The sequence below is a fragment of the Ralstonia pickettii genome, from assembly GCF_030582395.1.
Taxonomy (GTDB): Bacteria; Pseudomonadota; Gammaproteobacteria; order Burkholderiales; family Burkholderiaceae; genus Ralstonia; species Ralstonia pickettii_D.
In genome coordinates this window covers 1,145,713-1,168,758 of the sequence record NZ_CP104381.1, presented here as the reverse complement: position 1 = coordinate 1,168,758, position 23,046 = coordinate 1,145,713, and the positions used below count along the sequence as shown (strand labels likewise).

Genomic DNA, 23,046 nt, shown 5'->3' with positions numbered 1-23,046 from the left:
TTGCCTCACCGCGCTGCGGCAAGGGTTTTAACCAGACATGCAGGGGATGCCGCCCAGTCGGATCAACAACGGGCGGCTCTCAGGGCGATCAGCGACAGTCGTCGGCAGCGCCGGTGGGCGGCGCGGCAGCTTCGGCGCGGCGGCCAAGCATGCGCTTGGCAATCCCGCGCAGGATGTTGACCTCTTCGGCCTCCAACTGCGTGCGGGCAAATAGACGCCGCAGGCGCGGCATCAGCTTTTTCGGCTGGGCGGGGTCCAGAAAACCGATCTCGACCAGGCCCTGCTCCAGATGTTCGAACATCCCGTCGATCTGCTCGGCGGTGGCCGGCTCGCCGACAAAGCCGACGCCATCCATGCGCGTGTCGCCCGTGCCGGTGCCGGCCAGCAGCGCCATGCGCACTTCGTACGCAATCAACTGCACTGCCTGCGACAGATTCAACGAGGCATACGCCGGATTGACCGGAATGTGCGTGACCACATGGCAGCGCTCGACCACCTCATTAGGCAACCCGAATCGCTCGTTGCCGAAGACGAAGGCGACGGTGGTGTCCGGCGCGGCCAGCAACGCGGCCACTTCTTCCGCTGCATCACGCGGGCCGATGCGGCGCGGCCCGAATTCGCGCGGACGGGCTGTCAGCGCGATGGTGAGCGAGGCACCGGCAAGCGCCTCGCCAATGTCGTCGACCACGCGGGCGCCAGCCAGCACATCATCGGCGCCGCTTGCCATGGCAACGGCATCGGCGTGGCTTTGGGCGTCAGCCTCGCGCGGGCGCACGAGCACGAAGCTGCCGGGCTCGCCAAACCCCATCGTCTTGAGCGCACGTGCTGCGGAGCCGACATTGCCGGGATGGCTTGTCTCGACCAATACGAAACGGCACCGCACAGCACACTGGCGCAGCGTATCCGGGTCGGCAGGGGTGGTGTTCGGTGTGCTGATTGGCGCAATTCGCGGGGCGCCGGATGCGGGGTTCATATACAATACGGCCACTCTTTTGACGGCGGGCAGGATCGCAAGATTGGCCCGCCGCTCGTTCTTCTACAATTCGTTGTGTTGTTTCGCCTGCGGCCGCTTCCGAAAATCGGCGCGTCAGGCGCGGAGATCCCACATGCATCCGATGCTCAATATCGCCGTCCGGGCTGCTCGCAAGGCCGGCACCGTCATCAACCGCGCGTCCTTCGACGTCGATAGCCTGCGCACCGAGCGCAAACAACACAACGATTTCGTCACCGAAGTCGATCGCGCAGCTGAAGCAGCGATCATCGAAGTCATCAAGACTGCCTACCCCGATCATGCGATTCTAGCGGAAGAGTCCGGCCAATCCTGGGCCGACGGCGAAACCGCCAGCGAAAACGTCTGGGTGATCGACCCGCTCGACGGCACCACCAACTTCATCCACGGCTTTCCGCAATATGGCGTCTCGATCGCGCTGATGCAGCGTGGCGTCGTCACGCAGGCCGTGGTGTACGACCCGACGCGCGACGAACTCTTCACCGCCTCCAAGGGCGCCGGCGCATTCCTGAACAACCGCCGCATCCGCGTCACGCGCCGCGACAAGCTGGCTGACTGCCTGATCGGCACAGGCTTCCCCTACCGCGACCTGGAAGGCCTGTACGACTACACCCGCCTGTTTGCGACCATGACCGAAAACTGCGCCGGCCTGCGTCGCCCCGGCGCCGCCGCGCTTGACCTCGCCTACGTCGCCTGCGGCCGCCTCGACGGTTTCTTCGAGCAAGGCCTGAGCAAGTGGGACATGGCCGCCGGCTCGCTGCTCGTGACGGAATCGGGCGGTCTGGTTGGCAACTACACCGGCGAATCGGGCTATCTCGACCAGGGTGAAATCCTGGCCGGCAACCCGAAGGCCTTCGTGCAGATGATCAAGATCACCTCGCCGTTCTCGCGGTCGAAGGCTGACGCTTGATAATTTCAAGCTTGCAGCGAAAAGCCCTCGCCTAGTTCGAGGGCTTTTTTATTTGTGGCACACAGCAGCAAGCCGCAACTCAGAAACGCAGTTCGCGCAATTGAACTCACGACGCCTCGCGACAATACCCCGCAAACCGCACGGGTTTTGCGCGCCGAGCCCCTCATTCACAATGAGTCCCACCCTCAACGCCATCGCCTGCCATGAAGACCGCCCTCGCCCTGCGCCACGTTCCATTCGAGCACCTTGGCATCCTGCAGCCGCTGCTGGAAGCGCGCGGCTACACGGTGCGGACCGTTGACGCGGGCGTGCAGCCGGTGCCGACCGGCGACATGGCGGATGCCGATCTATTGATCGTGCTCGGGGGGCCCATCGGCGCGTATGACGATGCGACGTATCCGTTCGTACGCGATGAAGCGACCGCCATCGCGCGGCGACTGGCCGCACGCAAGCCGTTGCTCGGCATTTGTCTTGGCGCGCAGTTGATGGCGCGGGCATTAGGGGCGGCGGTCAAGCCGATGGGCGTGAAGGAGATCGGCTTTGCACCCATCACGCTCACCACCGAAGGTGCCGCCTCACCGCTCGCGCCCCTGGCCGACGGCACGCCAGTGCTGCACTGGCATGGCGATCGATATGACCTGCCGCCCGGCGCAAGACGGCTGGCGTTCACGGAAGGTTGTGCAGAACAGGCTTTCGCCATCGGCAACCACGCTCTCGCGCTGCAATTTCATCTGGAGGCCAATCTGGAGGAACTGGAAGCCTGGCTGATCGGGCATGCTGCAGAACTCGGCGCAGCGGGTATCGACCCGCGCACGTTGCGTGCACAGGCGCCTGCGGTAGCGCAACGCCTGACGCCACGAGCACGCGAGGTCTTCGCTGCCTGGCTGGACCGCGTGGAGGCCGCATGAGGCTGCCCGGCCCCATCCGCATTGATTCCCTCCTCGCCGGACGCGTGGTCGACTACACGCGCCCAGGCTCACGCAGCGCCATCAACAAGCGGCCCGTGCGCGACGCAGTGGAGGTCGGTATCAACGGCATCGTGGGCGATGAGCAAGGTGATCTGCGTGTGCACGGCGGCCCTGACAAGGCGATTCATCACTACCCATTCGACCACTACGCGGCCTGGCAAGCGGATATTGGCGCGCAACCCGTGCTTGCCCAGCCCGGCGCGTTTGGTGAGAACGTGAGCACCGCCGGCATCACCGAAGCGGACATCTGCGTGGGCGACCGTCTGCGCGCGGGCAGTGTGATGCTGGAAGTGTCGCAACTGCGCCAGCCGTGCTGGAAGCTCAACGACCGCTTCAACACGCGCGACATGGCGCGCCGCGTGCAACACACGGGCCGCACGGGCTGGTATTACCGGGTTCTGGAAGGCGGCACGCTGCGCGCCGGCGACACGCTGGAATGGCTCGAGCGCCCGTGGCCGCAATGGCCGCTGTCGCGCGTGCTCGATGTGCTTTACTGCAACATGCTCGACCGTGCGGCGCTGACCGACATGCTGAGGCTGCCCCTCACGCCGTCGTGGCGCAAGCTGGTGGAAGGCCGCCTCGCGCGTGGTGAGGTGGAAAGCTGGGCCAAACGCATCGATGGCCCAGCGCTCGACGCTTGAGTTCTCAACCGATCAGAACGTTTCCCAATCGGCGTCGGAGCCTCCGCCGGCCACAGCCAACGGTTGCTTGCGTGAGGGAGCGGCAGCCGAAGCGACCGCGAGCGCGGCGACGGGCGCCGCCGGCTGAGTTGCCGTCTTCGCTTCATGCTTGCGCAGCGCGACACGTGCGGGCTTGGCTGCGCTGACCGGCTTGGCAGGAGCCTTGGCCGCAGGCTTGGCAACCTTCTCCGGCTTCTGCACGGCTACAGCGGCGGTCTCGGCACCATCCAGCCGGAACTGCGACACCACCTGCGTGAGGTTCTGCGCCTGTTCTTCCAGCGACTGCGCGGCAGCGGCCGCCTGTTCGACCAGCGCGGCGTTCTGCTGCGTCACCTGCTCCATTTCCGTCACGGCCTGGCCGATCTGCAGGATGCCCTGCGTCTGCTCGGCCGAGGCGGAAGCAATGTCTTCAACGATATTGGCGACGCGGCGCACGGCTTCCACCGTCTCGGAGATGGTCTCGCCGGCTTGCGCCACCTGCGAGTGCCCCGCTTGCACGCGCGACACCGAATCATCAATCAGCGTCTTGATTTCCTTGGCGGCCGCAGCACTGCGTTGAGCCAGCGCGCGCACCTCGGCGGCCACCACGGCAAAACCGCGGCCCTGCTCGCCGGCGCGGGCGGCTTCCACTGCCGCATTCAGGGCGAGGATGTTGGTCTGGAAGGCAATGCCGTCAATCACGCCAATGATGTCGGCCATCTTGCGGGAGCCGGCGCTGATGTCGTCCATCGTGGCTACCACGCCGCGCACCACCTCGCCGCCACGCGAAGCCAGGTCTGCGGCATTCGACGCCAGCGCGCTGGCCTGGCGGGCGTTCTCGGAGTTGTTGGTGACGGTGGAGGTCATCTGCTCCATGCTGGCAGCCGTCTTCTCGAGCGAGGCCGATTGCTGCTCGGTACGCGAAGACAGATCGAGGTTGCCGCTGGCGATTTCGTGCGCGCCGGTGTTGACCGAGTCCGAGCTGTTGCGCACCTGGCGCACGGTGTTCACCAGGCTCTCACGCATGCGGCCCACGGCAGCCAGCAGGCGACCGAGTTCATTGCGGCCACCCGTTTTGACGTGCACGGCCAAATCGCCCTCGGCCACGCGGCTGAGCACGGCGACGGCTTCGTTCAGCGGGGTGATCACGAAGGCCTTGAGACCGTAAAACACCGCCACGATCAACGCGAGTGCCATGGCAATGCCGAGCGCCACGAACTTCAGGATCGTTTCGTAACGCGCACGGCCATCGTCTGCCTCGTCCTTGGCCAGCTTCTTGACGAGCTGCTGGAAGTTTTCGATCTGCACCGACCACGCGGCGCCGGTATCCGTCACGTCCTTGTAGTTGAGCTGCGCATACGCAGCGGCGTCGCCGGTCCGCAACGCCGCCAGAGCGCGCTGCACGGCTTCGATGTGCGTCTGCGCGGCCTGGACGATTGCCTGGCGCAGCGACTCGTCGACACCTTCGATACGTGGCGCATTCTTGAATGCTTCCACCTGCTCGATTGCCTTCTTCAGGCCTTTCTCCGAACTGGCAAGCGCTGCCGTCTTGGCAGCCTCGTCCATGTTTTCACGCAGGACGCTGTATAAGCGTGACATGCCGGTGCGTGCGCGCTGCATGTCCTTGTACGCGTCGTTCAGCAGCATGCTGCGATCGGAAATCGCGTGCACGCGCTCGGTCGCGGCGTTGGTGATACGCAGCGCCAGCACACCCACCGCAGCTCCGACCACAATCATCAGTGCAAAGGTGATCAGAATCGCCAGCAGGCCAGCGCGCACGCTGGTGTTCTTCAAAACGCGGTCCATCTTGTCTCCGGGGTCCCCGCAGGCAAGCACATGCTTGCGGTGTGCGGGGTCAACGAGGTGAAGGTCAATCGTGGGTCAAAACGTTTCCCAGTCGGCGTCGCCTCCAGCGGCGACCAGAGGCTTCGCCTTGGTCAGGCTCGCGGGGATCGCTGCCGGTGCAGCCGGCTTCTTTTCGGTTCGCTCGACCGGCTTGGCAGCAGCCTTTCGCAGCACAGGCGGCTTGCGCGACGTCAGCTTGGGCCTGGCGGCTTCGGTGCTCGGCTTGGCGGCTTCGCGGCGCGGCGCTTCTTCCTTGGGCGCCGCCGGAGCAGCAACTGCGACGGGCTTGACCGGCGCAACCACCGGTTCAACCCTGGCCACCATGGCGGGGGCACGCAGCGCGTGCGCATCCAAGCGGAATTGCGCCACCACCTGGGTCAGGCTCACCGCCTGCTCTTCCAGGGATTGCGCTGCGGCAGCCGCTTGCTCCACCAACGCGGCGTTCTGCTGCGTGGCGTCGTCAAGCTGCGTGACGGCGTGGCTCACTTCCTCAATGCCCGAACGCTGTTCCTGGCTGGCGGACGAGATCTCGCCAACGATGTCGGTCACGCGCTTCACGCTCGCCACAATCTCGCGCATGGTCGTGCCCGCTTCTTCCACCAGCGCGCTGCCTGCATCCACGTTGACGACGGAATCGTCGATCAGCGCCTTGATCTCCTTGGCGGCAGCGGCGCTGCGCTGCGCAAGGCTGCGCACCTCACCGGCCACCACGGCAAAACCACGGCCCTGTTCCCCAGCACGGGCGGCTTCCACTGCCGCATTCAGCGCAAGGATGTTCGTCTGGAACGCAATGCCGTCGATCACGCCGATGATGTCGACGATCTTGCGGGACGACGCGTTGATGGAGCCCATGGTTTCCACCACGCGCGTCACCACATCGCCGCCGCGCACGGCCACATCCGAGGCGGACGCGGCCAGTTGGTTGGCCTGCTGCGCGTTGTCGGCGTTCTGCTGCACGGTCGACATCAGCTGCTCCATGGCCGAAGCCGTTTCTTCGAGCGAGCTGGCCTGCTGTTCGGTGCGCGACGAGAGGTCGAGGTTGCCGCTGGCGATCTCGCGCGTGGCGGTGCCAATGGTTTCCGACGCGCCCTTGATGCGGCCGATGGTGTCCACCAGCGCGCCGCGCATGCGGCTCATCGCGTAGAGCAGGCTGTCGTTGTCGTCAGCACGGGTGGCGATCTCCACCGTCAGGTCGCCGCCGGCAATGCGGTTGGCAACGTCAGCCGCGTAGGCGGGGTCGCCGCCCAGCGTGCGCTGCAGGCTGCGGTTCGCAACGCTGCCCAGCAGCACCAGCAAGCCGCCCACCAGCAGAAGCAGGCCGCCGGTCTGGTAAAGCGACGTCATGAATGCAGCGTTGATGTCGTCCATGTAGACGCCGGTCGAGAAAACCCAGTCCCACGGCTCATAGCGCATCGCGAATGCCGTCTTGGGCACCGGATCCGTGCCGCCGACTTTCGGCCACACATAGCTGGTGAATCCGCCCTTCGGATCTTTGGCGGCAGTGGTCAAGCCCGCGTAGACCGCATTGCCTTGCGCATCCTTGAAGCCGGATTGGTCTTTGCCGATGAACTCCGGCTTGATCGGGTGCATCACCACCACGTTGTTGGAACTGGTGATGGTGAAGTAGCCGTCCTTGTCGTAGCGCAGGGCCTTGAAACGGTCGATCGCCTGCTTTTGCGCGGCGTCTTTGCTCAACGTGCCGTTCTTGGTCAGGTCGTCGTACTGCTTGACCAGGTTCATGGCCATGGTCGTCACGCTGACGAGGTTGTTCTTGCGCTCCTCCACGCGGATCTCGCGCGCCTGATACGCGTTGAATACCGAGATCAACGTCAGCGCGACAAGGCTGATGACCAGCGGCAGCCAAAGCTTTTGGCGAAAGCTGAGCTTGCTCATTCCAGAGTCTCCGGAAGCGGAATCGCAAGGCGCCATTTGCGCAAATGCGTTCCCACTATGGTTTTAGGGGTCCGAATGGTCTATCGGCAGGCCGGCCGCCAACCTTGAGGGGGCGACCCCGGGCAATGGCCCGCATCGCTGCCTTTGCGCCCGTCCACCGCGCCCCGCGCCGCACGCGATCTTTGCAGAGGAAGCCATATTGGGCAGAATTCTGTTGATCTGGAATGGATAATCGACGATGAAAACCACGCTCGAAGAACTGCTTGCCTTCCGCACCGTCGTCGATACGGGCTCCGTCACCGCAGCGGCTGAGCAGCTGGGCCAGACGGTATCTGGCGTGAGCCGCGCACTGCGCCGTCTGGAAGAGAAGCTGGACACCACCCTGCTCTCTCGCACCACGCGGCGGCTGTCGCTGACCGACGAGGGCACGTCATTTCTTGCGCATGCGCGCAACATCCTCGCCGCCGTCGACGAGGCCGAGGAGCTGATCGCCCTGCGCCGCCAGCAGCCTGCCGGCCGCCTGCGCGTCAATGCGGCCATGCCGTTCATGCTGCATGTGGTGGCGCCCCTGGTGCCCGACTTCCGCGCACGGTATCCGCAGATCGACCTGGAGCTGAACACCAACGACCTGATCATCGATCTGCTGGAAGAGGACACCGACGTGGCAATCCGCATCGGCACACTGCGCGATTCCACCCTGCGGGCACGCCTGCTTGGCACGCGGCGGCTTCGCGTCCTCGCGAGCCCCGCGTATCTGAAAGCGCACGGCCGCCCGCGCAATGTCGATGACCTGCTAACGCACGCCCTGCTCGGCTTCGTTCAACCGGAATCGCTGAACCTGTGGCCCCTGCGCGGCCCGCACGGCGACCGCCTGCGCATCGAACCCACGCTCAAAGCCTCCAGCGGTGAAACCCTGCGCCAGCTTGCACTGCAAGGCACCGGCATCGTCTGTCTGGCGGATTTCATGACCGTGGAAGACCGGCGCTCAGGCGACCTTGTGCAGGTCCTGCCGGACGCCACGGTGGAGGTGCTGCAACCGATTCACGCGGTGTACTACCACAACACCCAGTTGGCTTCGCGGATCGCCTGCTTTCTCGACTTTCTCGAAGCCCGGCTCGCAGACGATGAGCGGTGAATCCGCATCGCGGGTGTGCAACAATTGCGCGATTCCACACCTTCCGCGCGCGGCCTGATCGGATCACATCGGGCGGCGCGCTGCGCTTTGAGCACTCATGGCTGAACACTCCGCTCCGGTTCTGGAGATCGACCCGAAATACGGCCCGTTCGACAAGCACACGCCGATGATGCAGCAATATTTGAGGCTGAAATCGGGGCATCCGGACACGCTTGTCTTCTACCGCATGGGCGACTTTTACGAGCTCTTCTTTGAAGACGCCGAAAAAGCCTCGCGGCTGCTCGATATCACGCTCACCGCACGCGGCAGTTCCAACGGGCATCCGATCCGCATGGCGGGTATCCCGTTCCACGCTGCCGAGCAATACCTTGCCAAGCTGGTTAAGCTGGGCGAATCCGTTGCCATCTGCGAGCAAATCGGAGACCCGGCCACAACCAAGGGGCCGGTCGAACGCAAGGTCGTGCGCGTCGTCACGCCCGGCACCTTGACGGACGCCGCGCTGCTTTCCGACAAGATCAACAACCATCTGCTGGCCATCGCGCACGTGCCTGGCAAACGCGGCGCGGCGCCGCTGATGGGCCTGGCGTGGCTCAACCTCGTCGGCGGCGAATTGCGCGTGATGGAATGCAGCCCCGACCAGCTCGACCGCGAACTCGAACGCATCCGCCCCGCCGAAGTGCTGGCCGACGATGCAACGCTCAACACCCTCCAGGTGGATGTTGCCCGCACGCGCCTGCCGGATTGGCACTTCGACGTGGAAGCCGGCACCCGCCGCCTGCGCGAACAACTCGGCGTGGCGAGCCTCGTCGCCTTTGGCGCGGAAACGCTGACGGCCGCATTGGCCGCTGCCGGTGCGCTGCTGAACTACGCAGCGGCCACGCAAGGCCAATCCCTGCGCCACGTGATCGGCCTCACCGTCGAGCATGAAAGCGAATTCATCGGTCTGGACACCGCCACGCGCCGCAACCTGGAGCTGACCGAAACGCTTCGTGGGCAGGAATCGCCGACGCTGTTTTCGCTGCTCGACACCTGCGCGACCAGCATGGGCAGCCGCCTGCTGCGCCACTGGCTGCATCATCCGCTGCGGGATCGCGCTGTGCCGCAAGCACGGCAGCAAGCGATTGAAGTGCTGCTCGGCAGCGATTGGCAAACGTTGCGTGCGACGCTGCGCACACTGTCGGACGTGGAGCGCATTACGGGGCGACTGGCGCTGCTGTCGGCGCGCCCGCGGGATCTGTCGTCGTTGCGCGACACACTGGCGCGTCTGCCGGAGATTCGCGAAGAACTGCCGCAGAGTGACGCGGCTCCGCTGCTGACCGAGCTGTACGCCGCACTGAGCTTGCCCGAAGACGCCCACGCCCTGCTGCAGCGCGCCGTGATGGCCGAGCCGGCAGCCATGGTGCGCGACGGCGGCGTCATCGCCCGCGGCTACGATGCCGACCTGGATGAGCTGCGCGACATCTCCGAAAACTGCGGCCAGTTCCTCGTCGATCTGGAAGCCCGAGAGCGCGAGCGCACCGGCATTGCCAATCTGCGCGTGGAGTACAACCGCGTGCATGGCTTCTACATCGAAGTCACCAACGGCCAGGCCGCCAAGGTGCCCGACGATTACCGCCGCCGCCAGACGCTGAAGAACGCCGAGCGCTACATCACGCCCGAACTGAAGGCGTTCGAAGACAAAGCGTTGTCCGCGCAGGACCGTGCTCTGTCGCGCGAGAAAGTCCTCTACGAAGAGTTGCTGCAGAAACTGCTGCCGCATCTGGCCGAGTTCAAACGCATCGCCGCCGCCCTCGCACAGGCCGATGTGCTCGCGACGCTGGCTGAGCGTGCGCATGCGCTGTCTTGGTCGCGCCCAACGCTGACCGATGCACCGGGCATTGAGCTGACGCGCGCACGCCATCCCGTGGTCGAACAGCAAGTCGAACAGTTCGTCGCCAACGACTGCATGCTGCAGGACACCCGCAAACTGCTCCTGATCACGGGGCCGAACATGGGTGGTAAATCGACCTTCATGCGGCAAACCGCACTGGTCGTGCTACTCGCCTACGTGGGTGCATTTGTGCCGGCGGAAGCCGCGGTCATCGGACCGATCGACCGCATCTTCACGCGCATTGGCGCGGCGGACGATCTGGCGGGCGGGCGTTCGACCTTCATGGTCGAAATGACCGAAGCCGCTGCCATCCTGCACCGCGCGACGCCCAACAGCCTCGTGCTGATGGACGAAATCGGGCGAGGCACGAGCACATTCGACGGCTTGGCGCTCGCCTGGGCAATTGCGCGTCACTTGCTCTCGCACAACCGCAGCCACACGCTGTTCGCAACGCACTATTTCGAACTGACGCAACTGCCGCAGGAGTTCGCTCAGGCTGCGAACGTGCACCTCTCCGCAGTCGAACATGGTGACGGCATTGTTTTCCTGCATGCCGTGCAGGAAGGGCCGGCGAGCCAAAGCTACGGCCTGCAGGTCGCGCAGCTGGCGGGCGTGCCGCAGCCGGTCATTCGCGCCGCGCGCAAGCGGCTCGCGTGGCTGGAGCAGCATTCGGCCGACACCGGTGCCACGCCTCAGTTGGACCTCTTCGCCCTCGCCGCCGATACGCCCATCGACGACGAAGACGACGACGCCGAAGCACCCGACAGCGCACTGACGGAGGCACTCGCCGGCATCGATCCCGATGACATGACGCCGCGTGAAGCGCTCGATGCGCTGTACCGGCTCAAGGCGCTGGCGACTCCGTCCGCTTGATCCCGATGACACGGCTCGGCGCAACTTCCCGCAGGCTTCAATGCATCGCCTTGGCGTTGGCGACGCTGCTGCCGATGGCTGCTGCGGCGGCGCCCAAAGGGGCGAAGTCTGCAAATGACGCGCCGTCCACCCTCACTTTCTCGGTCATCGGCAACGTGCCCGAACGCGCCGAAGATGTCGCCTCGGTGCGCGCACTGCTGGACACCATCGACGCCGAGCATCCGGCCTTCGTCGTCCACCTGGGCAACCTCAAGGGGCGTGATGAATCATGCTCCGACACGCTGCTCGAAGCGCGCCATGACCTGCTCGACAGCCTGATCGCCCCCGTGATCTACATCCCGGGCGACCACGACTGGAGCGACTGCCAGCGCCCCGCAGCCGGGAGCTTCGATCCGGTGGAACGCCTGTTGCGACTGCGCGAGCTGTTCTACCCCGACGACAACACCCTTGGCCAGCGCACCATGACGGTCATGCGCCAGTCCGATCAGGCCAAGTTCCGCAGCTACCGCGAAAACACGCGCTGGACGATGAGCGACGTTCTGTTCGTCACCCTCAACGTGCCCGGCGACAACAATAACTACAAGACCGCGGGCGGGCGCAACGGCGAATACGAAGACCGCCTTGAAGCCAATCGCCAGTGGCTCGCCCGGGCTTTTGCCGTCGCGCGTCAGCGCAAGATGGCCGGCGTGGTCGTCATGATGCAAGCCGATCCGCTCTTCGAAGACGGCTGGGAGCGACGTCGAGCACCCAACCTGTTGGACGGTTTGCTGCGCCGCCGCTCGCATGACGGCTATCTGGTGCTCAAGCGCCAGTTGCGAGCGCTCACGCGCGACTACGACGGTGCCGTTCTGCTCATCCACGGTGCCAGCCAGACCTTCATGCTCGACCGCCCGCTCAAGGACGAGGACGGCCGCCCAGACCCGCACGTCATGCGCGCGCGCAGCTATGGTTCGCCGGTGCTCGACCGCTGGCTGGAGGTGTCGGTCACCCCGGGCCGGACGCCGCTCTTCCATATCCGCAGCCGCCGCATCGACAACACACCCGTCCCGGCGCCGGAAATCACGCCTGCTCCGGCGCAATAAAAAACGGGAGCCGAAGCTCCCGTTCTCGTATCTCGATAAACCGCCGATCAGTGCAGCGTGTGCGGCTTGTCGTCGTCTTCGTCTTCGTCCACCACTTCGAGGCCCGTTTCGCCGTGCACGTGGCCGTGCTCGATTTCTTCAGCCGTGGCCTCACGCACTTCAGTCACCTTCAACTCGAAGCGCAGGGCCATGCCTGCCAGCGGGTGATTGCCATCCAGCACAACCTTATCCTCCGCCACGTCGGTGACGGTGTAGACGATGGCGTCTTCCTCGTCGCCGTCTTCGGGCACGCCCTCAAACTGCATGCCGACTTCGAGCGGCTCGGGGAAGCGGTCACGCGGCTCGATCTTGATCAGTTCTTGATCGTAGTCACCGAAAGCGTCGTCCGGCTCGAGCTGCAGCTTGGTCTCGTAGCCTTGCTCCTGGCCGTCTAGCGCTTCCTCGATCTTGGGGAACGTGCCATCATAGCCGCCGTGCAAATACACCATCGGCTCATCGGATTCCTCGATGACGTTGCCCTGCGCGTCGGACAGTTTGTATGCCACCGACACCACCGTATTCTTCGCGATTTTCAATTGCGCACTCCATGAACGAAGTCCCATTATACGCTGCCGATGGCGGCGTCCAACCCGCTCTTCCAGCGGGGCATCCGGCGCAACTCCTGGGCGGTCTGTCACCGCGCGATTTCATGCGTACGCACTGGCAGAAAAAGCCGCTGCTGATCCGTCAGGCACTCTCACCTGAGGAGATGCGTGCGCTGCACTTTCCGCTATCGCCCGAACGTGTACTTGCCTTGGCTGCACGCCCCGATGTCGAGTCCCGCCTGATTGCGCAATCGCGCGGGCGCTGGTCGTTCAACCACGGCCCCTTCGACGAACGCCCGCTGCCTTCACGCAAGACACGCAACTGGTCGGTGCTCGTGCAAGGCGCGAATCTCGTCGAGCCGGCAGTCGAGGCGCTGATGCAGCGTTTCCGATTCATTCCGGATGCGAGGCTCGACGACGTGATGATCAGCTTCGCGACCGACGGCGGCGGCGTCGGCCCGCACTTCGATTCGTATGATGTGTTCCTGCTGCAGGCGCACGGCAAACGCCGTTGGCGCATCTCCGCGCAGGACGATCTCACGCTCGTGCCCGATCTGCCGCTGAAGATCCTCGCCAATTTCCAGCCCGAAGAGGAGTTCGTGCTCGAACCCGGCGACATGCTCTATCTGCCCCCGCACTACGCGCACGACGGCGTGGCCGAGGGTGAGTGCATGACGTACTCGATCGGTTTCCGCTCACCGTCGTACCGAGAATTGGCGGGCCACTTTCTGGGCTTCCTGTCGCAAACGCTGGAAGACGATCCCAACTTTGAAGGCCGCTACGCAGACCCGGACCAAAAGCCGACCGAACACCCCGGCGAACTGCCCGCCGCCATGGTCAAGGCCCTTGCGCAGAAGCTCAACGCGTTGCGCTGGACACCTGATCTCGTTGGTGAATTCCTCGGCGCGTACCTGTCCGAGCCGAAGGATCACGTCGACTTCATCACGCAGCCTCGCTTGCCGCTCGCACGCTTCACGGCCCGGGCGCGCAAGGAAGGCATCGTCCTCGATGCGCGAACGCAGGCGCTGTATGACGCGCAACGCTTCTGGATCAACGGCGACACGTTCGAGCCCTCGGGAACGTTGCTTGCGTGGCTTTCCGCGTTGGCTGACGCGCGTCGTGCAAGCGCAGCGTCGGTGGATGCGGCGGCTGGCATGCCGGATCTAATGGACACGCTCCACGCATGGTACGAAGAAGGCTGGCTCAGGCTGGCTGGACCCGCGCAGCGATGATTTCGTGTTGAAACAGATCGTTACAAAAGCGTTTGAATCGAACGTGCGTCGGGCCCGACTCCGCTACACAGGGTAGGTAAAGGTCGCTATAATCCGACGCTAGCTTGCAAGCCGAGCAGCCCTCGTGTGGCTTGGCTGCCAGCATAGAAGAAGGTGTAGTACCTGAGCGATAATTACCGGTAATTATTCATCGCCCTTTCTGTTGTTCGCTTTCCATATTCAGTTTAAGGATCGAAAAAATGAAAAAGTCTCTCCTGATCGCCTCGCTGATGGCTGCTGTGGCTCTGGCTGCTTGCGGTAAGAAGGAAGAAGCTGCTGCTCCGGCTGCTGCTCCGGAAGCCTCGGCTCCCGCCGCTGCTGCTCCGGCACCGGCTGCTTCGGACGCTGCTGCAGCTCCGGCCGCCCCGGCTGCCTCGGACGCCGCCGCCTCGGCTCCGGCTGCTTCGGCTCCGGCTGCTGACGCTTCGGCTCCGGCTGCTAAGCAATAATCGCGTTTCTCGCGAGACAAAAAGCCGACCTTCGGGTCGGCTTTTTTCATGGGTGCAATCTAGGTCTCAATACAGCCGCAACGCCGCGCCCTTCCGCCATACAAAGTTGTTTCTGAATCTTACAAGCCGCTTCGGACGGACCTGACGCCCTCAAACGGTGCGCCAAAGTAGGCCCTCTTCCTGATCCGCGATCGGCACGTCTTCAACGCGAGCCCCCAGCGGCACGGCAATCGCTTCGGCAGCCAACAACGGCGTGTTGTTCTGCTTGGACAGATGCGCAGCTACGACCGTATGCAAGGCGTCGTGGCGCACGCGCGTGAGGATCGCAGCGGCAATGTCATTGGCCAAGTGACCGAAATCCCCGCCGATACGACGCTTCAATGACCACGGATACGCTGAGTTCGCCAGCATTTCCCGGTCGTGATTGCATTCGAGCACGAGCGCATGCACGCCCGTCAGATGGGCACAGAGATAATCCGTCGACATGCCGGCATCGGTCAGCACGCCCAAGCGTCGCCCACCATCGTTGAAGACGAACTGCAGCGGCTCGCGCGCGTCATGCGGCACGGTGTAAGGCAAGATGTGCAGATCGCCGACACAGAACGCGTCGTCGGCGCGGCAGAAACGCAAAGCTGCACGGTCGGCGCCGCGCAGGTTTTCGGTCGCGCGATACGTGCCGTGGCTGGTCCAGACGGGAATATTGAATTTGGCGGCGACCGCATAGGCGCTGCCAACATGATCGCTATGCTCGTGCGTTACGAGGATCGCGCTGAGGGATTCCGGCGTGCAGCCCAGCCGTTCGAGCCGCCGCACGGTCTCGCGGATACCGAATCCGCAATCCAGCAGAATGCGCGTGCACGTCGTCCCACTCGCGGATTCGACGAGCAGCGCATTCCCTTCACTGCCGCTGCCAAGGCTGGCGAATCTCAGTGTCATCGCCCACCCAGGCAGCCGTACTGCATGATGCCGCTTACCGCAATTGCTCGTCGAGCAGCGACAGGATGCGCTTGCCGATGTCTCCGGTCTGCGCGGAGCCATCGTCGTTCTGCACCAGCACCGTCGACGACGAGCCGGCATCCTTCACCACCACGCGGTAACGCTTGGCACGCTTGAGGTCTTCGATCTTCGTGCCGGAGAACAGGCGCGAGAAGAAGCCCGGTGCATTCGCTTCGGCACGCGTGTCAGCGTAGCGGACGAAGTACACGCCTTGCGACCGGTCGCGATCATCCACGGTAAAGTTCACGCGATCCAGCGCCAGGCCCACGGTACGCCAGGCGCGATCAAAAGGTTCCGGCACCTGCAGAGCCGGCTGGCCATTCGATTGCGTCAGCAGTGACGGGCCGGTACGCGGGGCCGGCTCGGCCTTGGCGCCGTCTTGCACCGGGTGCACAGCCTGCGTTTGTGCGAGCTTCTGCTGTGCGGCTTCCTTGCTGGCGCCCAGACGCTGCATCAGGCGCGAGAGGAATTCCGCTTCCAGTTCCGGATCGGCCGGGCGCGGCGTCCACACCGTCTGGTCCTTGGACGAACCCACCAGTTGTTCCTGCGCGCCGCGGTGCGAAATATAGACCTCGACCGAGCCATTCGGCCCCTTCTCGATGCGAGTGCGGAACTTGTCGCGCTCCGACGTCGAGTACAGGCCATCGAACACCTTGCCGACGGTGCGGCGGATGATGTCCTGCGGAATCTTCGCGCGGTTCTCGGCCCAGTCAGTTTCCATGATGCCGGTCTCGGGCGAGTCGATCACCAGCAGGAAACCGAGTTCTTGCCAGAACGTGCGCAATTGCGGCCACAGGGCGTCCGGCGTGGTCTTCACAACCAGCCAGCGCTGATTGCCATCGCGCTCGATGCGCATGTCGGACACGGCGGGCAGCACGTTCTCGGTGCCCGAGCCTGGCGTCGTGACCTTCGGCGCAGTCGACGTGTAGGCCGACAGCGTGGTCGTGCCCGTGTCGGGTGCGGCATAGCGGCGATCGGCCTGGATGCCGGTCAGGTCGGGCGGGACTTCGAGCGTCGGACCCTTCTTGGCCTGTGATTTGTAATCGATGCGGTCCGGCTGCATCACCTCATTGACGGTATCGCAACCGGAAATCAGGGCAACCGACAACGCGGCCAGCAACAGTTGAGCGGACGTCGCCATAGCCCCGCGACGGGTTTGGTGCAGTTTCATTGACTTGCGATCCTTCAGATGAGAACGATGGCTTAAGGGCCTGAGAAGCGCCTTGAAACAATCAGGAGAGCAGCCCGGCATCCTTCAGGGATGCGCGCACAACCTCGTGATACTGGGGGGCCAGCGGCGTCAACGGCAGGCGGATGCCGCCTTCCATCTTGCCCATGGCCTGGAGAGCCCACTTGACGGGAATCGGGTTCGATTCGACGAACAGATTCTTGTGCACCGACAGCAGTTGCATGTGGATGCGACGAGCCGTTTCCACGTCGCCGCGCATGGCCGCTGCGCACAGTTCGTGCATGGCACGCGGCGCAACGTTGGCCGTCACGGAGATATTGCCGTGCCCACCCAGCAGCATCAGCGCGATGGCGGTCGGGTCATCCCCGCTGTAAATCTTGAACGAGCCCGGCGCGCCCTTGATGAGTTGCGCAGCGCGGTCAATGTTGCCGGTCGCTTCCTTCACGCCGATGATGCCCGGCACTTCAGCCAGACGCAGCATCGTCTCGACCGTCATATCGGCCACCGTGCGGCCCGGCACGTTGTACAGAATGACCGGCAGATCCACCGACGCGGCCACCTTGCGGAAGTGCAGATACATCCCTTCCTGCGTCGGCTTGTTGTAGTACGGCACGACCTGAAGCGAAGCGTCGGCGCCCACTTGCTTGGCATACGCCGTGAGCTCGATCGCCTCGGTGGTGGAGTTGCCGCCCGTGCCGGCGATGATGGGAACGCGCTTGTTGGCCTGCTCGACCGCCACCCTGATCAGTTCACGGTGCTCTTCCACCGACACGGTGGGCGATTCGCCGCTCGTGCCGACGATCACGATGCCGTCGGTGCCTTCGGCGATGTGCCAGTCGATGAGCTTGCGCAGGGACGGGAAATCAAGGCTGCCGTCCTCGTGCATGGGCGTGACGATGGCGACGAGACTGCCGGAAATCTGGATCATGGTTTCGAAAGCAGACAAAAGCGTGAACGTAAACAGTCGGATTGTACCGGATCGTCAGAACGGATTCGCTACATCTGAGACCCGCCAAGAGACGGGTAAGCCGCCGTCCTCAGCAACTTCAAAGTGCGTAGCGCGGCGCCACCGCTCCGGCAGGCTCGCGAACCGCGCAAACCCGCTGCACGTAAGCCTCCCGGGGCGATGCGAGAAAACCGTCTTCGTAGCCGATCACCCGCAACTGGCCTCGCACCGCGTCAAGCAATTCACCCGGCGCCAGAAGGAATGCCGGGTTCGACGGTTTGCCGACGGTTTCGTTTCCGACGGCAAAGGTTTCGTAGATCAGCCGACCTCCCGGCGCAACTGCCGCCAGCAAGCGCGGCCAAAGCGGCCGGTGCAGGTAATTTGTGACGACGACGGCATCGAAAGTGGCCCGGGCGGGCAACGGCCACGGGTTCCCTTCGATGTCGGCGATGATGGTTTGGGCAACGCTCGCGAGGCCCGAAAGCGCCGCCGCGTCACGGTCGATGCCCGTCACGCGGAAACCACGCGTGGCCAACCAGCGCACGTGGCGGCCGCTGCCGCACGCTACGTCCAGCACGCAGGCGCCCGCCGGCAGTTCAGCCGCCCAGCGCAGCACCCAGGGCGACGGCGCAGCAAGCGTATGCGGGTCCGATGCGGCAGCAGACATCGACGGCCTATCAGCTGTACGTCAGGCCCATCGCCTCGCGCACCTCGCGCATGGTCTCTTGCGTGACCTTCCGGGCGTTGTCGCAGCCGTCGGCGATGATGGCGCGCAGGAGAGACGGATCGTCCATGTATTTCTGAGCGCGCTCGAGCATCGGCTGTTGCTCGCGCAGAATGCCCTCGATCACGGGCTGCTTGCACTCCAGGCAGCCAATGCCAGCGCTGCGGCAGCCCTTCTGCACCCATTCCTTCGTGTCGGCGTCGGAGTAGACCTGGTGCAGTTGCCAGACTGGGCACTTGTCCGGGTCGCCCGGATCGGTGCGGCGCACGCGGGCCGGGTCGGTCGGCATGGTGCGAACCTTTTTCTCGACGGTTTCCTTGTCCTCGCGCATACGGATCGTGTTGCCGTACGACTTGGACATCTTCTGGCCATCAAGACCGGGCATGCGCGATGCCTCGGTCAGCAGCACCTGCGGCTCGGGCAGGATGATCTTGCGGGAACCTTCCAGGTAGCCGAACAGGCGTTCGCGGTCGCCCATCGAGAGGCTCTGCGATTCGGCCAGCAGTGCGCGCGCCTGCTCCAGGGCTTCGTCTTCACCACGCTCCTGGTAAGCCGTGCGCAGTTCCAGATACAGCTTGGCGCGCTTGCCGCCCAGTTTCTTTGCCGCCTCCAGCGCCTTCTCTTCGAAGCCGGGTTCGCGGCCGTACAGGTAGTTGAAGCGGCGGGCAACTTCGCGGGTCATCTCGACGTGCGGCACCTGGTCTTCGCCCACCGGCACGAAGCCGGCGCGGTAAATCAGGATGTCAGCGGCCTGCAGCAGAGGGTAGCCGAGGAAGCCGTAGGTGGAGAGGTCCTTCTCCTTCAGCTTTTCGATCTGGTCCTTGTAGGTCGGCACACGTTCGAGCCAGCCGAGCGGCGTGCCCATCGAGAGCAGCAGAAACAGCTCGGCGTGCTCGGGCACACGGCTCTGGATGAACAGCGTGGCCTGTGTCGGATCGACGCCGGCTGCGAGCCAGTCGATCAGCATTTCCCACACCGATTCCTCGATCACCTCGGGCGACTCGTAGTGCGTGGTCAGCGCATGCCAGTCGGCGACGAAGAAGAAGCACGGATACTCGGCCTGCAGCCGGACCCAGTTTTTCAGAACGCCGTGGTAATGCCCCAGGTGCAGTGCACCGGTCGGACGCATGCCAGAGAGAACGCGGTCAGGAAACATGTGGGAAATAGAGTTGAAGACTCAAGAAAACAGCATCTGCAGTGGGCTCAGAATCCACTGCAGCAGTTGAAAGAGCAGCGCCATGATGGGGCGCATCCAGACATTGGTGATGACGTTGGAAATGATCAACGCCATCACGATGAAGAAGCCGAATGGTTCGATGCGCGACAGGCCGAGCGCCATCCGGGGCGGCAGGAGTGCGGCCAGCACTCGCCCGCCATCGAGCGGCGGCAGCGGAAACATGTTGAACGCCGCCATCACCATGTTGACCAGAATGCCGGCGCGCGCCATGCCGATCAGGAACGGCTCGTTCACGCCGCCCACCGCAAACACAACTGCCAGCACGCCCCAGAAAATCGCCTGGACAAAATTGGTGGCGGGCCCGGCCAGCGCCACCCACATGCCATGCCAGCGCGGATCACGCAGACGGCCAAAGCGCACTGGCACGGGCTTGGCATAGCCGAACACGAACGCACCCTTGGTGGCGAAATACAGCAGCAACGGCATCGCAATCGTGCCAATGGGATCGATGTGCCGCAGCGGATTGATGCTGATGCGGCCCATGACATAGGCCGTATCGTCGCCGAAATGCTTGGCGACATAGCCATGCGCCGCCTCATGCAGCGTGATGGCAAACAGCACGGGAATCGCGTAAACCGCGATATTCTGGATCAGTGTGGGGTCCATAGGCCGGCTATTGTAGCAAGCGCGCGCCTCGGCACGGCGCCACCGAAGCGCGTGTCTAGGGCCCGCCTACAGGCCCACGCGGGCGGGATCGCCCCGGCCCTGGCGCACAAGTTCGGGCTCGCCGCTCGTCAGGTCGATGACAGTAGTCGGCTCTGCCGGGGCCGGGCCGCCGTCAATGACAAGTTCGAGTTGCTTTTCAAGCCGATCCCGAATGGTCTCGGCCTCGTTGAGCGGTTCGTCATCGCCGGGCAGTTGCAGCGTCGCGGAGAGCAGCGGCTCACCCAGCTCGGCCATCAGCGCCAGGGGAATCGCGTGTTCCGGTACGCGCAGGCCGATGGTTTTGCGCGACGGATGCGAGAGCCGGCGCGGCACTTCCTTGGTCGCCTCCAGCAGGAAAACGAAGGGCCCTGGCGTCGCCGCCTTCAGCACACGGTATTGCTTGTTGTCGACGCGCGCAAACGTGGCGAGTTCGGAAAGGTCTCGGCACATCAGCGTGAGGTGGTGCTTTTCGTCAATGCCGCGCACGCGGCGCAGGCGCTCGACGGCGGATTTGTCGTCCAGATGGCAGGCGAGCGCGTAGCAGGAATCCGTGGGCAGTGCGACCAGGCCACCGCTGCGGATGATCTCCACGGCCTGGCGGATCAAGCGCCCTTGCGGCGTGGTCGGATGGATCTGGAAGAACTGGGACATGGCAGCCGCGCGGTCAGGACATCCACCGGCTCCACACCGGCGTCAGGTTATCGGGCAGCGGCGGCAGCGTGCCGAGTTCGACGCGGCCCTCGCCCGGGCCATGGAAGTCTGAACCGCGCGACGCCAGCAGGCCGTAGCGGCGGGCTACGTCGGCGTACAGCGCGTACTGGTCGGGGGTATGGCTGCCGGTGACGACTTCGACCCCCTCGCCGCCCAGCGCCTTGAATTCATCAAACAGCGCACCGTGCTCGACCAGCGACAACGTGTAGCGCCCCGGATGCGCCATCACCGCGACGCCGCCCGCGCCCTTGATCCAGTCGATCGCATCAGCCAGGCGCGCCCAGCGATGCGGCACGTAGCCCGGCTTGCCATCGCCCAGATAGCGGTCAAACACCTCGTGGATGTCGCGGCAGTGGCCCTGCTCGACGAGGAAGCGCGCGAAATGGGTGCGCGAAACCATGTCCGGATTGCCCGCGTGACGCAGCGCACCTTCGTAAGCGCCTTCGATGCCGAGCTTGGCCAATGCGGCGCTGATGTCTTCGGCGCGCGCACAGCGGCCGGAGCGCGTGCGTTCCAGCCCCTGCACCAGATCGGCGTTCTCCGGATCGATGCCGAGGCCGACGATGTGCAGCGTGCGTCCAGCCCACGTCACTGAAATCTCGACGCCCGCGAGATAGTCCATGCCCAAGGCTGTCGCCGCTTCGCGTGCAGCGGCCTGCCCACCCAGTTCGTCGTGGTCGGTCAAGGCCCAGAGCGTCACACCGTGGGCTGCAGCGCGCGCTGCCACTTCGTGCGGCGCGAGCATGCCGTCCGACACCGTGGAATGGCAGTGGAGATCGGCATTTCGGGCGGAGGCGGCAGAGATATTCGGCATTCCGTCATTTTACTGCTGCGGCGCGCAACAAGGGACCCTGCCTCGCCACGGGTTGGCTCCCGGAAGACCCGACTGCCCGTGGCGGTGTTCGCGGCGCGCCGCGTGCTGCACGCTATAGTGGCCGCATTGTTTCGTCCCCTTCGCTTTGCCATGACTTCCGCAACCACACTCGTCGCCAATTCCCCCCAGCCCGTGGAGCAAAGTATCGACGTGCTCGTGGTGGGCGCCGGGCCAGTCGGCCTGTTCGCGGCGTTCCAGGCAGGCGTGCTCGGCTTGTCTTGCGTGCTGGTGGATGCCTTGGACCGCCCGGGCGGCCAATGCACGGAGCTGTACCCGGAAAAGCCGATCTATGACATCCCGGCGCTGGTCTCGTGCACGGCGCAGGAACTCGTCGACCGGCTGATGGCCCAGTGCGCGCCGTTCAACTACCCCATCCTGTGTGGTCGCAGGGCCGAAACCGTGGAAACACTGGAAAGCGAGCACGGCCGGCGCTTTCGGGTCACCACCAGCGCCGGCGACGTCTTCGACTGCGCCGCCGTACTCATTACGGCAGGCAACGGTGCGTTCACCCCACAACGTGTGGCTTTGCCTGAAGCGGCCGCTCTGGAAGGTCGCCATCTGCACTATGCCGTGCGCGACACCGCGCGCTTTGCGGGCAAGCGCGTCGTCATCGCCGGCGGCGGGGATTCCGCGCTCGACTGGGCGCTCGCGCTGCGCAAAGTCGCCGCACGCGTGACACTGGTGCATCGGCGAGAGGGCTTCCGTGCAGCCGATGCGAGCGTCGCTGAAATGCGCGCCGCCGTCGCCGCCGGCGAAATGGATTTCGTGCTCGGCATGCTTTCGCGCCTGGACAGCACGCCCGACGGCACGCTCACCGGCGCAGCCATCCGCGGGCGCGACGGCGAAACCGTTCTGCCCTGCGACGAACTGATCGCCCTGTATGGTCTGGTTTCCGAGCCGGGCCCGATTGTCAACTGGGGCGTGGAGATGCGCGCGGGCCGCATCACGGTGGAAACAACGGCGTACGAAACATCGCGCCCTGGCGTGTTTGCAGCGGGCGATATCGCGCTGTATCCAAACAAGCAGAAACTGATTCTGTCGGGCTTTCATGAAGTGGCGATGGCGCTGCGGCGCGCCTATCGGTATGCGAATCCGGACAAGACCCTGGTGCATACGCATTCGAGCAACGACGCCGGGCTGCAGACGAAACTGCATGTAACGGCGGAATGAGTCCCA

General features: G+C 64.5%; 21 protein-coding genes. 9 read left to right on the top strand and 12 right to left on the bottom strand.

Annotated features, from left to right (window positions below; all coding sequences use genetic code 11):
• Nucleotides 1–88 precede the first annotated feature (88 nt).
• A complete protein-coding gene (locus N5B55_RS05695; protein WP_304539455.1) occupies nucleotides 89–973 on the bottom strand; it encodes an RNA methyltransferase in 885 nt (294 codons plus the stop codon).
• Nucleotides 974–1,106: 133 nt separating this feature from the next.
• Between N5B55_RS05695 and N5B55_RS05690 the strand changes: the two genes are divergently transcribed.
• From N5B55_RS05690 to N5B55_RS05680, 3 genes are all read left to right on the top strand, one after another.
• Complete coding sequence (locus tag N5B55_RS05690; protein ID WP_178959909.1) at nucleotides 1,107–1,919, top strand: inositol monophosphatase family protein; 813 nt, start codon at nucleotides 1,107–1,109, stop codon at nucleotides 1,917–1,919.
• A gap of 203 nt (nucleotides 1,920–2,122) precedes the next feature.
• Nucleotides 2,123–2,827, top strand: a complete 705-nt coding sequence (locus tag N5B55_RS05685) for a glutamine amidotransferase (RefSeq protein WP_304539454.1) — start codon at nucleotides 2,123–2,125, stop codon at nucleotides 2,825–2,827.
• Nucleotides 2,824–3,528, top strand: coding sequence for an MOSC domain-containing protein (locus tag N5B55_RS05680; RefSeq protein ID WP_304539453.1), 705 nt, complete (start codon nucleotides 2,824–2,826; stop codon nucleotides 3,526–3,528). The genes N5B55_RS05685 and N5B55_RS05680 overlap by 4 nt, the downstream gene beginning before the upstream one ends.
• A gap of 12 nt (nucleotides 3,529–3,540) precedes the next feature.
• On the opposite strand, the gene N5B55_RS05675 is transcribed toward N5B55_RS05680, so the two are convergent.
• Together N5B55_RS05675 and N5B55_RS05670 are read right to left on the bottom strand one after the other, a co-directional pair.
• Nucleotides 3,541–5,352, bottom strand: coding sequence for a methyl-accepting chemotaxis protein (locus N5B55_RS05675; RefSeq protein WP_304539452.1), 1,812 nt, complete (start codon nucleotides 5,350–5,352; stop codon nucleotides 3,541–3,543).
• A gap of 75 nt (nucleotides 5,353–5,427) precedes the next feature.
• Nucleotides 5,428–7,284, bottom strand: a complete 1,857-nt coding sequence (locus tag N5B55_RS05670) for a methyl-accepting chemotaxis protein (protein ID WP_304539451.1) — start codon at nucleotides 7,282–7,284, stop codon at nucleotides 5,428–5,430.
• Nucleotides 7,285–7,522: 238 nt separating this feature from the next.
• On the opposite strand from N5B55_RS05670, the gene N5B55_RS05665 reads away from it, so the two are divergent.
• The 3 genes from N5B55_RS05665 (at nucleotide 7,523) to N5B55_RS05655 (ending at nucleotide 12,244) form a co-directional block, all read left to right on the top strand.
• A complete protein-coding gene (locus tag N5B55_RS05665; RefSeq protein ID WP_304539450.1) occupies nucleotides 7,523–8,419 on the top strand; it encodes a LysR family transcriptional regulator in 897 nt (298 codons plus the stop codon).
• A gap of 97 nt (nucleotides 8,420–8,516) precedes the next feature.
• On the top strand, nucleotides 8,517–11,162 hold the full coding sequence (mutS, locus tag N5B55_RS05660; RefSeq protein WP_304539449.1) for a DNA mismatch repair protein MutS: 2,646 nt from the start codon (nucleotides 8,517–8,519) through the stop codon (nucleotides 11,160–11,162).
• Between the two features lie 5 nt (nucleotides 11,163–11,167).
• Nucleotides 11,168–12,244, top strand: a complete 1,077-nt coding sequence (locus tag N5B55_RS05655) for a metallophosphoesterase (protein ID WP_304539448.1) — start codon at nucleotides 11,168–11,170, stop codon at nucleotides 12,242–12,244.
• 47 nt (nucleotides 12,245–12,291) lie between these two features.
• Here N5B55_RS05655 and N5B55_RS05650 read toward each other — a convergent pair whose 3' ends face one another.
• A complete protein-coding gene (locus N5B55_RS05650) occupies nucleotides 12,292–12,819 on the bottom strand; it encodes an FKBP-type peptidyl-prolyl cis-trans isomerase (RefSeq protein WP_065857537.1) in 528 nt (175 codons plus the stop codon).
• Between the two features lie 11 nt (nucleotides 12,820–12,830).
• On the opposite strand from N5B55_RS05650, the gene N5B55_RS05645 reads away from it, so the two are divergent.
• Nucleotides 12,831–14,060 carry a ribosomal protein uL16 3-hydroxylase gene (locus N5B55_RS05645; protein WP_304539447.1) on the top strand — a complete coding sequence of 410 codons (1,230 nt, stop codon included), beginning with the start codon at nucleotides 12,831–12,833 and terminating at the stop codon, nucleotides 14,058–14,060.
• Between the two features lie 239 nt (nucleotides 14,061–14,299).
• Nucleotides 14,300–14,548, top strand: coding sequence for a hypothetical protein (locus N5B55_RS05640; RefSeq protein ID WP_081311287.1), 249 nt, complete (start codon nucleotides 14,300–14,302; stop codon nucleotides 14,546–14,548).
• Between the two features lie 150 nt (nucleotides 14,549–14,698).
• On the opposite strand, the gene N5B55_RS05635 is transcribed toward N5B55_RS05640, so the two are convergent.
• From N5B55_RS05635 to N5B55_RS05600, 8 genes are all read right to left on the bottom strand, one after another.
• Nucleotides 14,699–15,484 carry an MBL fold metallo-hydrolase gene (locus tag N5B55_RS05635; protein WP_178959900.1) on the bottom strand — a complete coding sequence of 262 codons (786 nt, stop codon included), beginning with the start codon at nucleotides 15,482–15,484 and terminating at the stop codon, nucleotides 14,699–14,701.
• A gap of 34 nt (nucleotides 15,485–15,518) precedes the next feature.
• Nucleotides 15,519–16,715, bottom strand: a complete 1,197-nt coding sequence (bamC, locus tag N5B55_RS05630) for an outer membrane protein assembly factor BamC (RefSeq protein ID WP_065857531.1) — start codon at nucleotides 16,713–16,715, stop codon at nucleotides 15,519–15,521.
• A gap of 61 nt (nucleotides 16,716–16,776) precedes the next feature.
• A complete protein-coding gene (gene dapA, locus N5B55_RS05625; RefSeq protein ID WP_304539446.1) occupies nucleotides 16,777–17,661 on the bottom strand; it encodes a 4-hydroxy-tetrahydrodipicolinate synthase in 885 nt (294 codons plus the stop codon).
• Nucleotides 17,662–17,779: 118 nt separating this feature from the next.
• Nucleotides 17,780–18,346, bottom strand: a complete 567-nt coding sequence (locus N5B55_RS05620) for a class I SAM-dependent methyltransferase (protein ID WP_304539445.1) — start codon at nucleotides 18,344–18,346, stop codon at nucleotides 17,780–17,782.
• A gap of 10 nt (nucleotides 18,347–18,356) precedes the next feature.
• A complete protein-coding gene (locus N5B55_RS05615; protein ID WP_304539444.1) occupies nucleotides 18,357–19,559 on the bottom strand; it encodes a tryptophan--tRNA ligase in 1,203 nt (400 codons plus the stop codon).
• 21 nt (nucleotides 19,560–19,580) lie between these two features.
• The gene (locus N5B55_RS05610; protein WP_304539443.1) at nucleotides 19,581–20,246 is read right to left on the bottom strand and encodes a site-2 protease family protein; all 666 of its coding nucleotides are present in this window, start codon (nucleotides 20,244–20,246) and stop codon (nucleotides 19,581–19,583) included.
• A gap of 66 nt (nucleotides 20,247–20,312) precedes the next feature.
• On the bottom strand, nucleotides 20,313–20,936 hold the full coding sequence (locus tag N5B55_RS05605) for an L-threonylcarbamoyladenylate synthase (protein ID WP_154207302.1): 624 nt from the start codon (nucleotides 20,934–20,936) through the stop codon (nucleotides 20,313–20,315).
• 13 nt (nucleotides 20,937–20,949) lie between these two features.
• A complete protein-coding gene (locus tag N5B55_RS05600) occupies nucleotides 20,950–21,810 on the bottom strand; it encodes a 3',5'-nucleoside bisphosphate phosphatase (RefSeq protein ID WP_154207301.1) in 861 nt (286 codons plus the stop codon).
• Nucleotides 21,811–21,960: 150 nt separating this feature from the next.
• Here N5B55_RS05600 and N5B55_RS05595 point away from each other — a divergent pair, with 150 nt between their 5' ends.
• The gene (locus N5B55_RS05595) at nucleotides 21,961–23,040 is read left to right on the top strand and encodes an NAD(P)/FAD-dependent oxidoreductase (RefSeq protein WP_304539442.1); all 1,080 of its coding nucleotides are present in this window, start codon (nucleotides 21,961–21,963) and stop codon (nucleotides 23,038–23,040) included.
• Nucleotides 23,041–23,046: the final 6 nt, after the last annotated feature.

What these genes read in the sequence shown, in the direction of transcription:
- N5B55_RS05615 (WP_304539444.1), bottom strand. Translation starts at nt 19,559, where the DNA reads ATGTTTCCTGACCGCGTTCTCTCTGGCATGCGTCCGACCGGTGCACTG.
- N5B55_RS05645 (WP_304539447.1), top strand. Translation starts at nt 12,831, where the DNA reads ATGAACGAAGTCCCATTATACGCTGCCGATGGCGGCGTCCAACCCGCT.
- bamC (WP_065857531.1), bottom strand. Translation starts at nt 16,715, where the DNA reads ATGAAACTGCACCAAACCCGTCGCGGGGCTATGGCGACGTCCGCTCAA.
- N5B55_RS05690 (WP_178959909.1), top strand. Translation starts at nt 1,107, where the DNA reads ATGCATCCGATGCTCAATATCGCCGTCCGGGCTGCTCGCAAGGCCGGC.
- N5B55_RS05655 (WP_304539448.1), top strand. Translation starts at nt 11,168, where the DNA reads ATGACACGGCTCGGCGCAACTTCCCGCAGGCTTCAATGCATCGCCTTG.
- N5B55_RS05675 (WP_304539452.1), bottom strand. Translation starts at nt 5,352, where the DNA reads ATGGACCGCGTTTTGAAGAACACCAGCGTGCGCGCTGGCCTGCTGGCG.
- N5B55_RS05670 (WP_304539451.1), bottom strand. Translation starts at nt 7,284, where the DNA reads ATGAGCAAGCTCAGCTTTCGCCAAAAGCTTTGGCTGCCGCTGGTCATC.
- dapA (WP_304539446.1), bottom strand. Translation starts at nt 17,661, where the DNA reads ATGATCCAGATTTCCGGCAGTCTCGTCGCCATCGTCACGCCCATGCAC.
- N5B55_RS05635 (WP_178959900.1), bottom strand. Translation starts at nt 15,484, where the DNA reads ATGACACTGAGATTCGCCAGCCTTGGCAGCGGCAGTGAAGGGAATGCG.
- N5B55_RS05620 (WP_304539445.1), bottom strand. Translation starts at nt 18,346, where the DNA reads ATGTCTGCTGCCGCATCGGACCCGCATACGCTTGCTGCGCCGTCGCCC.
- N5B55_RS05695 (WP_304539455.1), bottom strand. Translation starts at nt 973, where the DNA reads ATGAACCCCGCATCCGGCGCCCCGCGAATTGCGCCAATCAGCACACCG.
- N5B55_RS05685 (WP_304539454.1), top strand. Translation starts at nt 2,123, where the DNA reads ATGAAGACCGCCCTCGCCCTGCGCCACGTTCCATTCGAGCACCTTGGC.
- N5B55_RS05595 (WP_304539442.1), top strand. Translation starts at nt 21,961, where the DNA reads ATGACTTCCGCAACCACACTCGTCGCCAATTCCCCCCAGCCCGTGGAG.
- N5B55_RS05640 (WP_081311287.1), top strand. Translation starts at nt 14,300, where the DNA reads ATGAAAAAGTCTCTCCTGATCGCCTCGCTGATGGCTGCTGTGGCTCTG.
- N5B55_RS05610 (WP_304539443.1), bottom strand. Translation starts at nt 20,246, where the DNA reads ATGGACCCCACACTGATCCAGAATATCGCGGTTTACGCGATTCCCGTG.
- N5B55_RS05605 (WP_154207302.1), bottom strand. Translation starts at nt 20,936, where the DNA reads ATGTCCCAGTTCTTCCAGATCCATCCGACCACGCCGCAAGGGCGCTTG.
- mutS (WP_304539449.1), top strand. Translation starts at nt 8,517, where the DNA reads ATGGCTGAACACTCCGCTCCGGTTCTGGAGATCGACCCGAAATACGGC.
- N5B55_RS05680 (WP_304539453.1), top strand. Translation starts at nt 2,824, where the DNA reads ATGAGGCTGCCCGGCCCCATCCGCATTGATTCCCTCCTCGCCGGACGC.
- N5B55_RS05600 (WP_154207301.1), bottom strand. Translation starts at nt 21,810, where the DNA reads ATGCCGAATATCTCTGCCGCCTCCGCCCGAAATGCCGATCTCCACTGC.
- N5B55_RS05665 (WP_304539450.1), top strand. Translation starts at nt 7,523, where the DNA reads ATGAAAACCACGCTCGAAGAACTGCTTGCCTTCCGCACCGTCGTCGAT.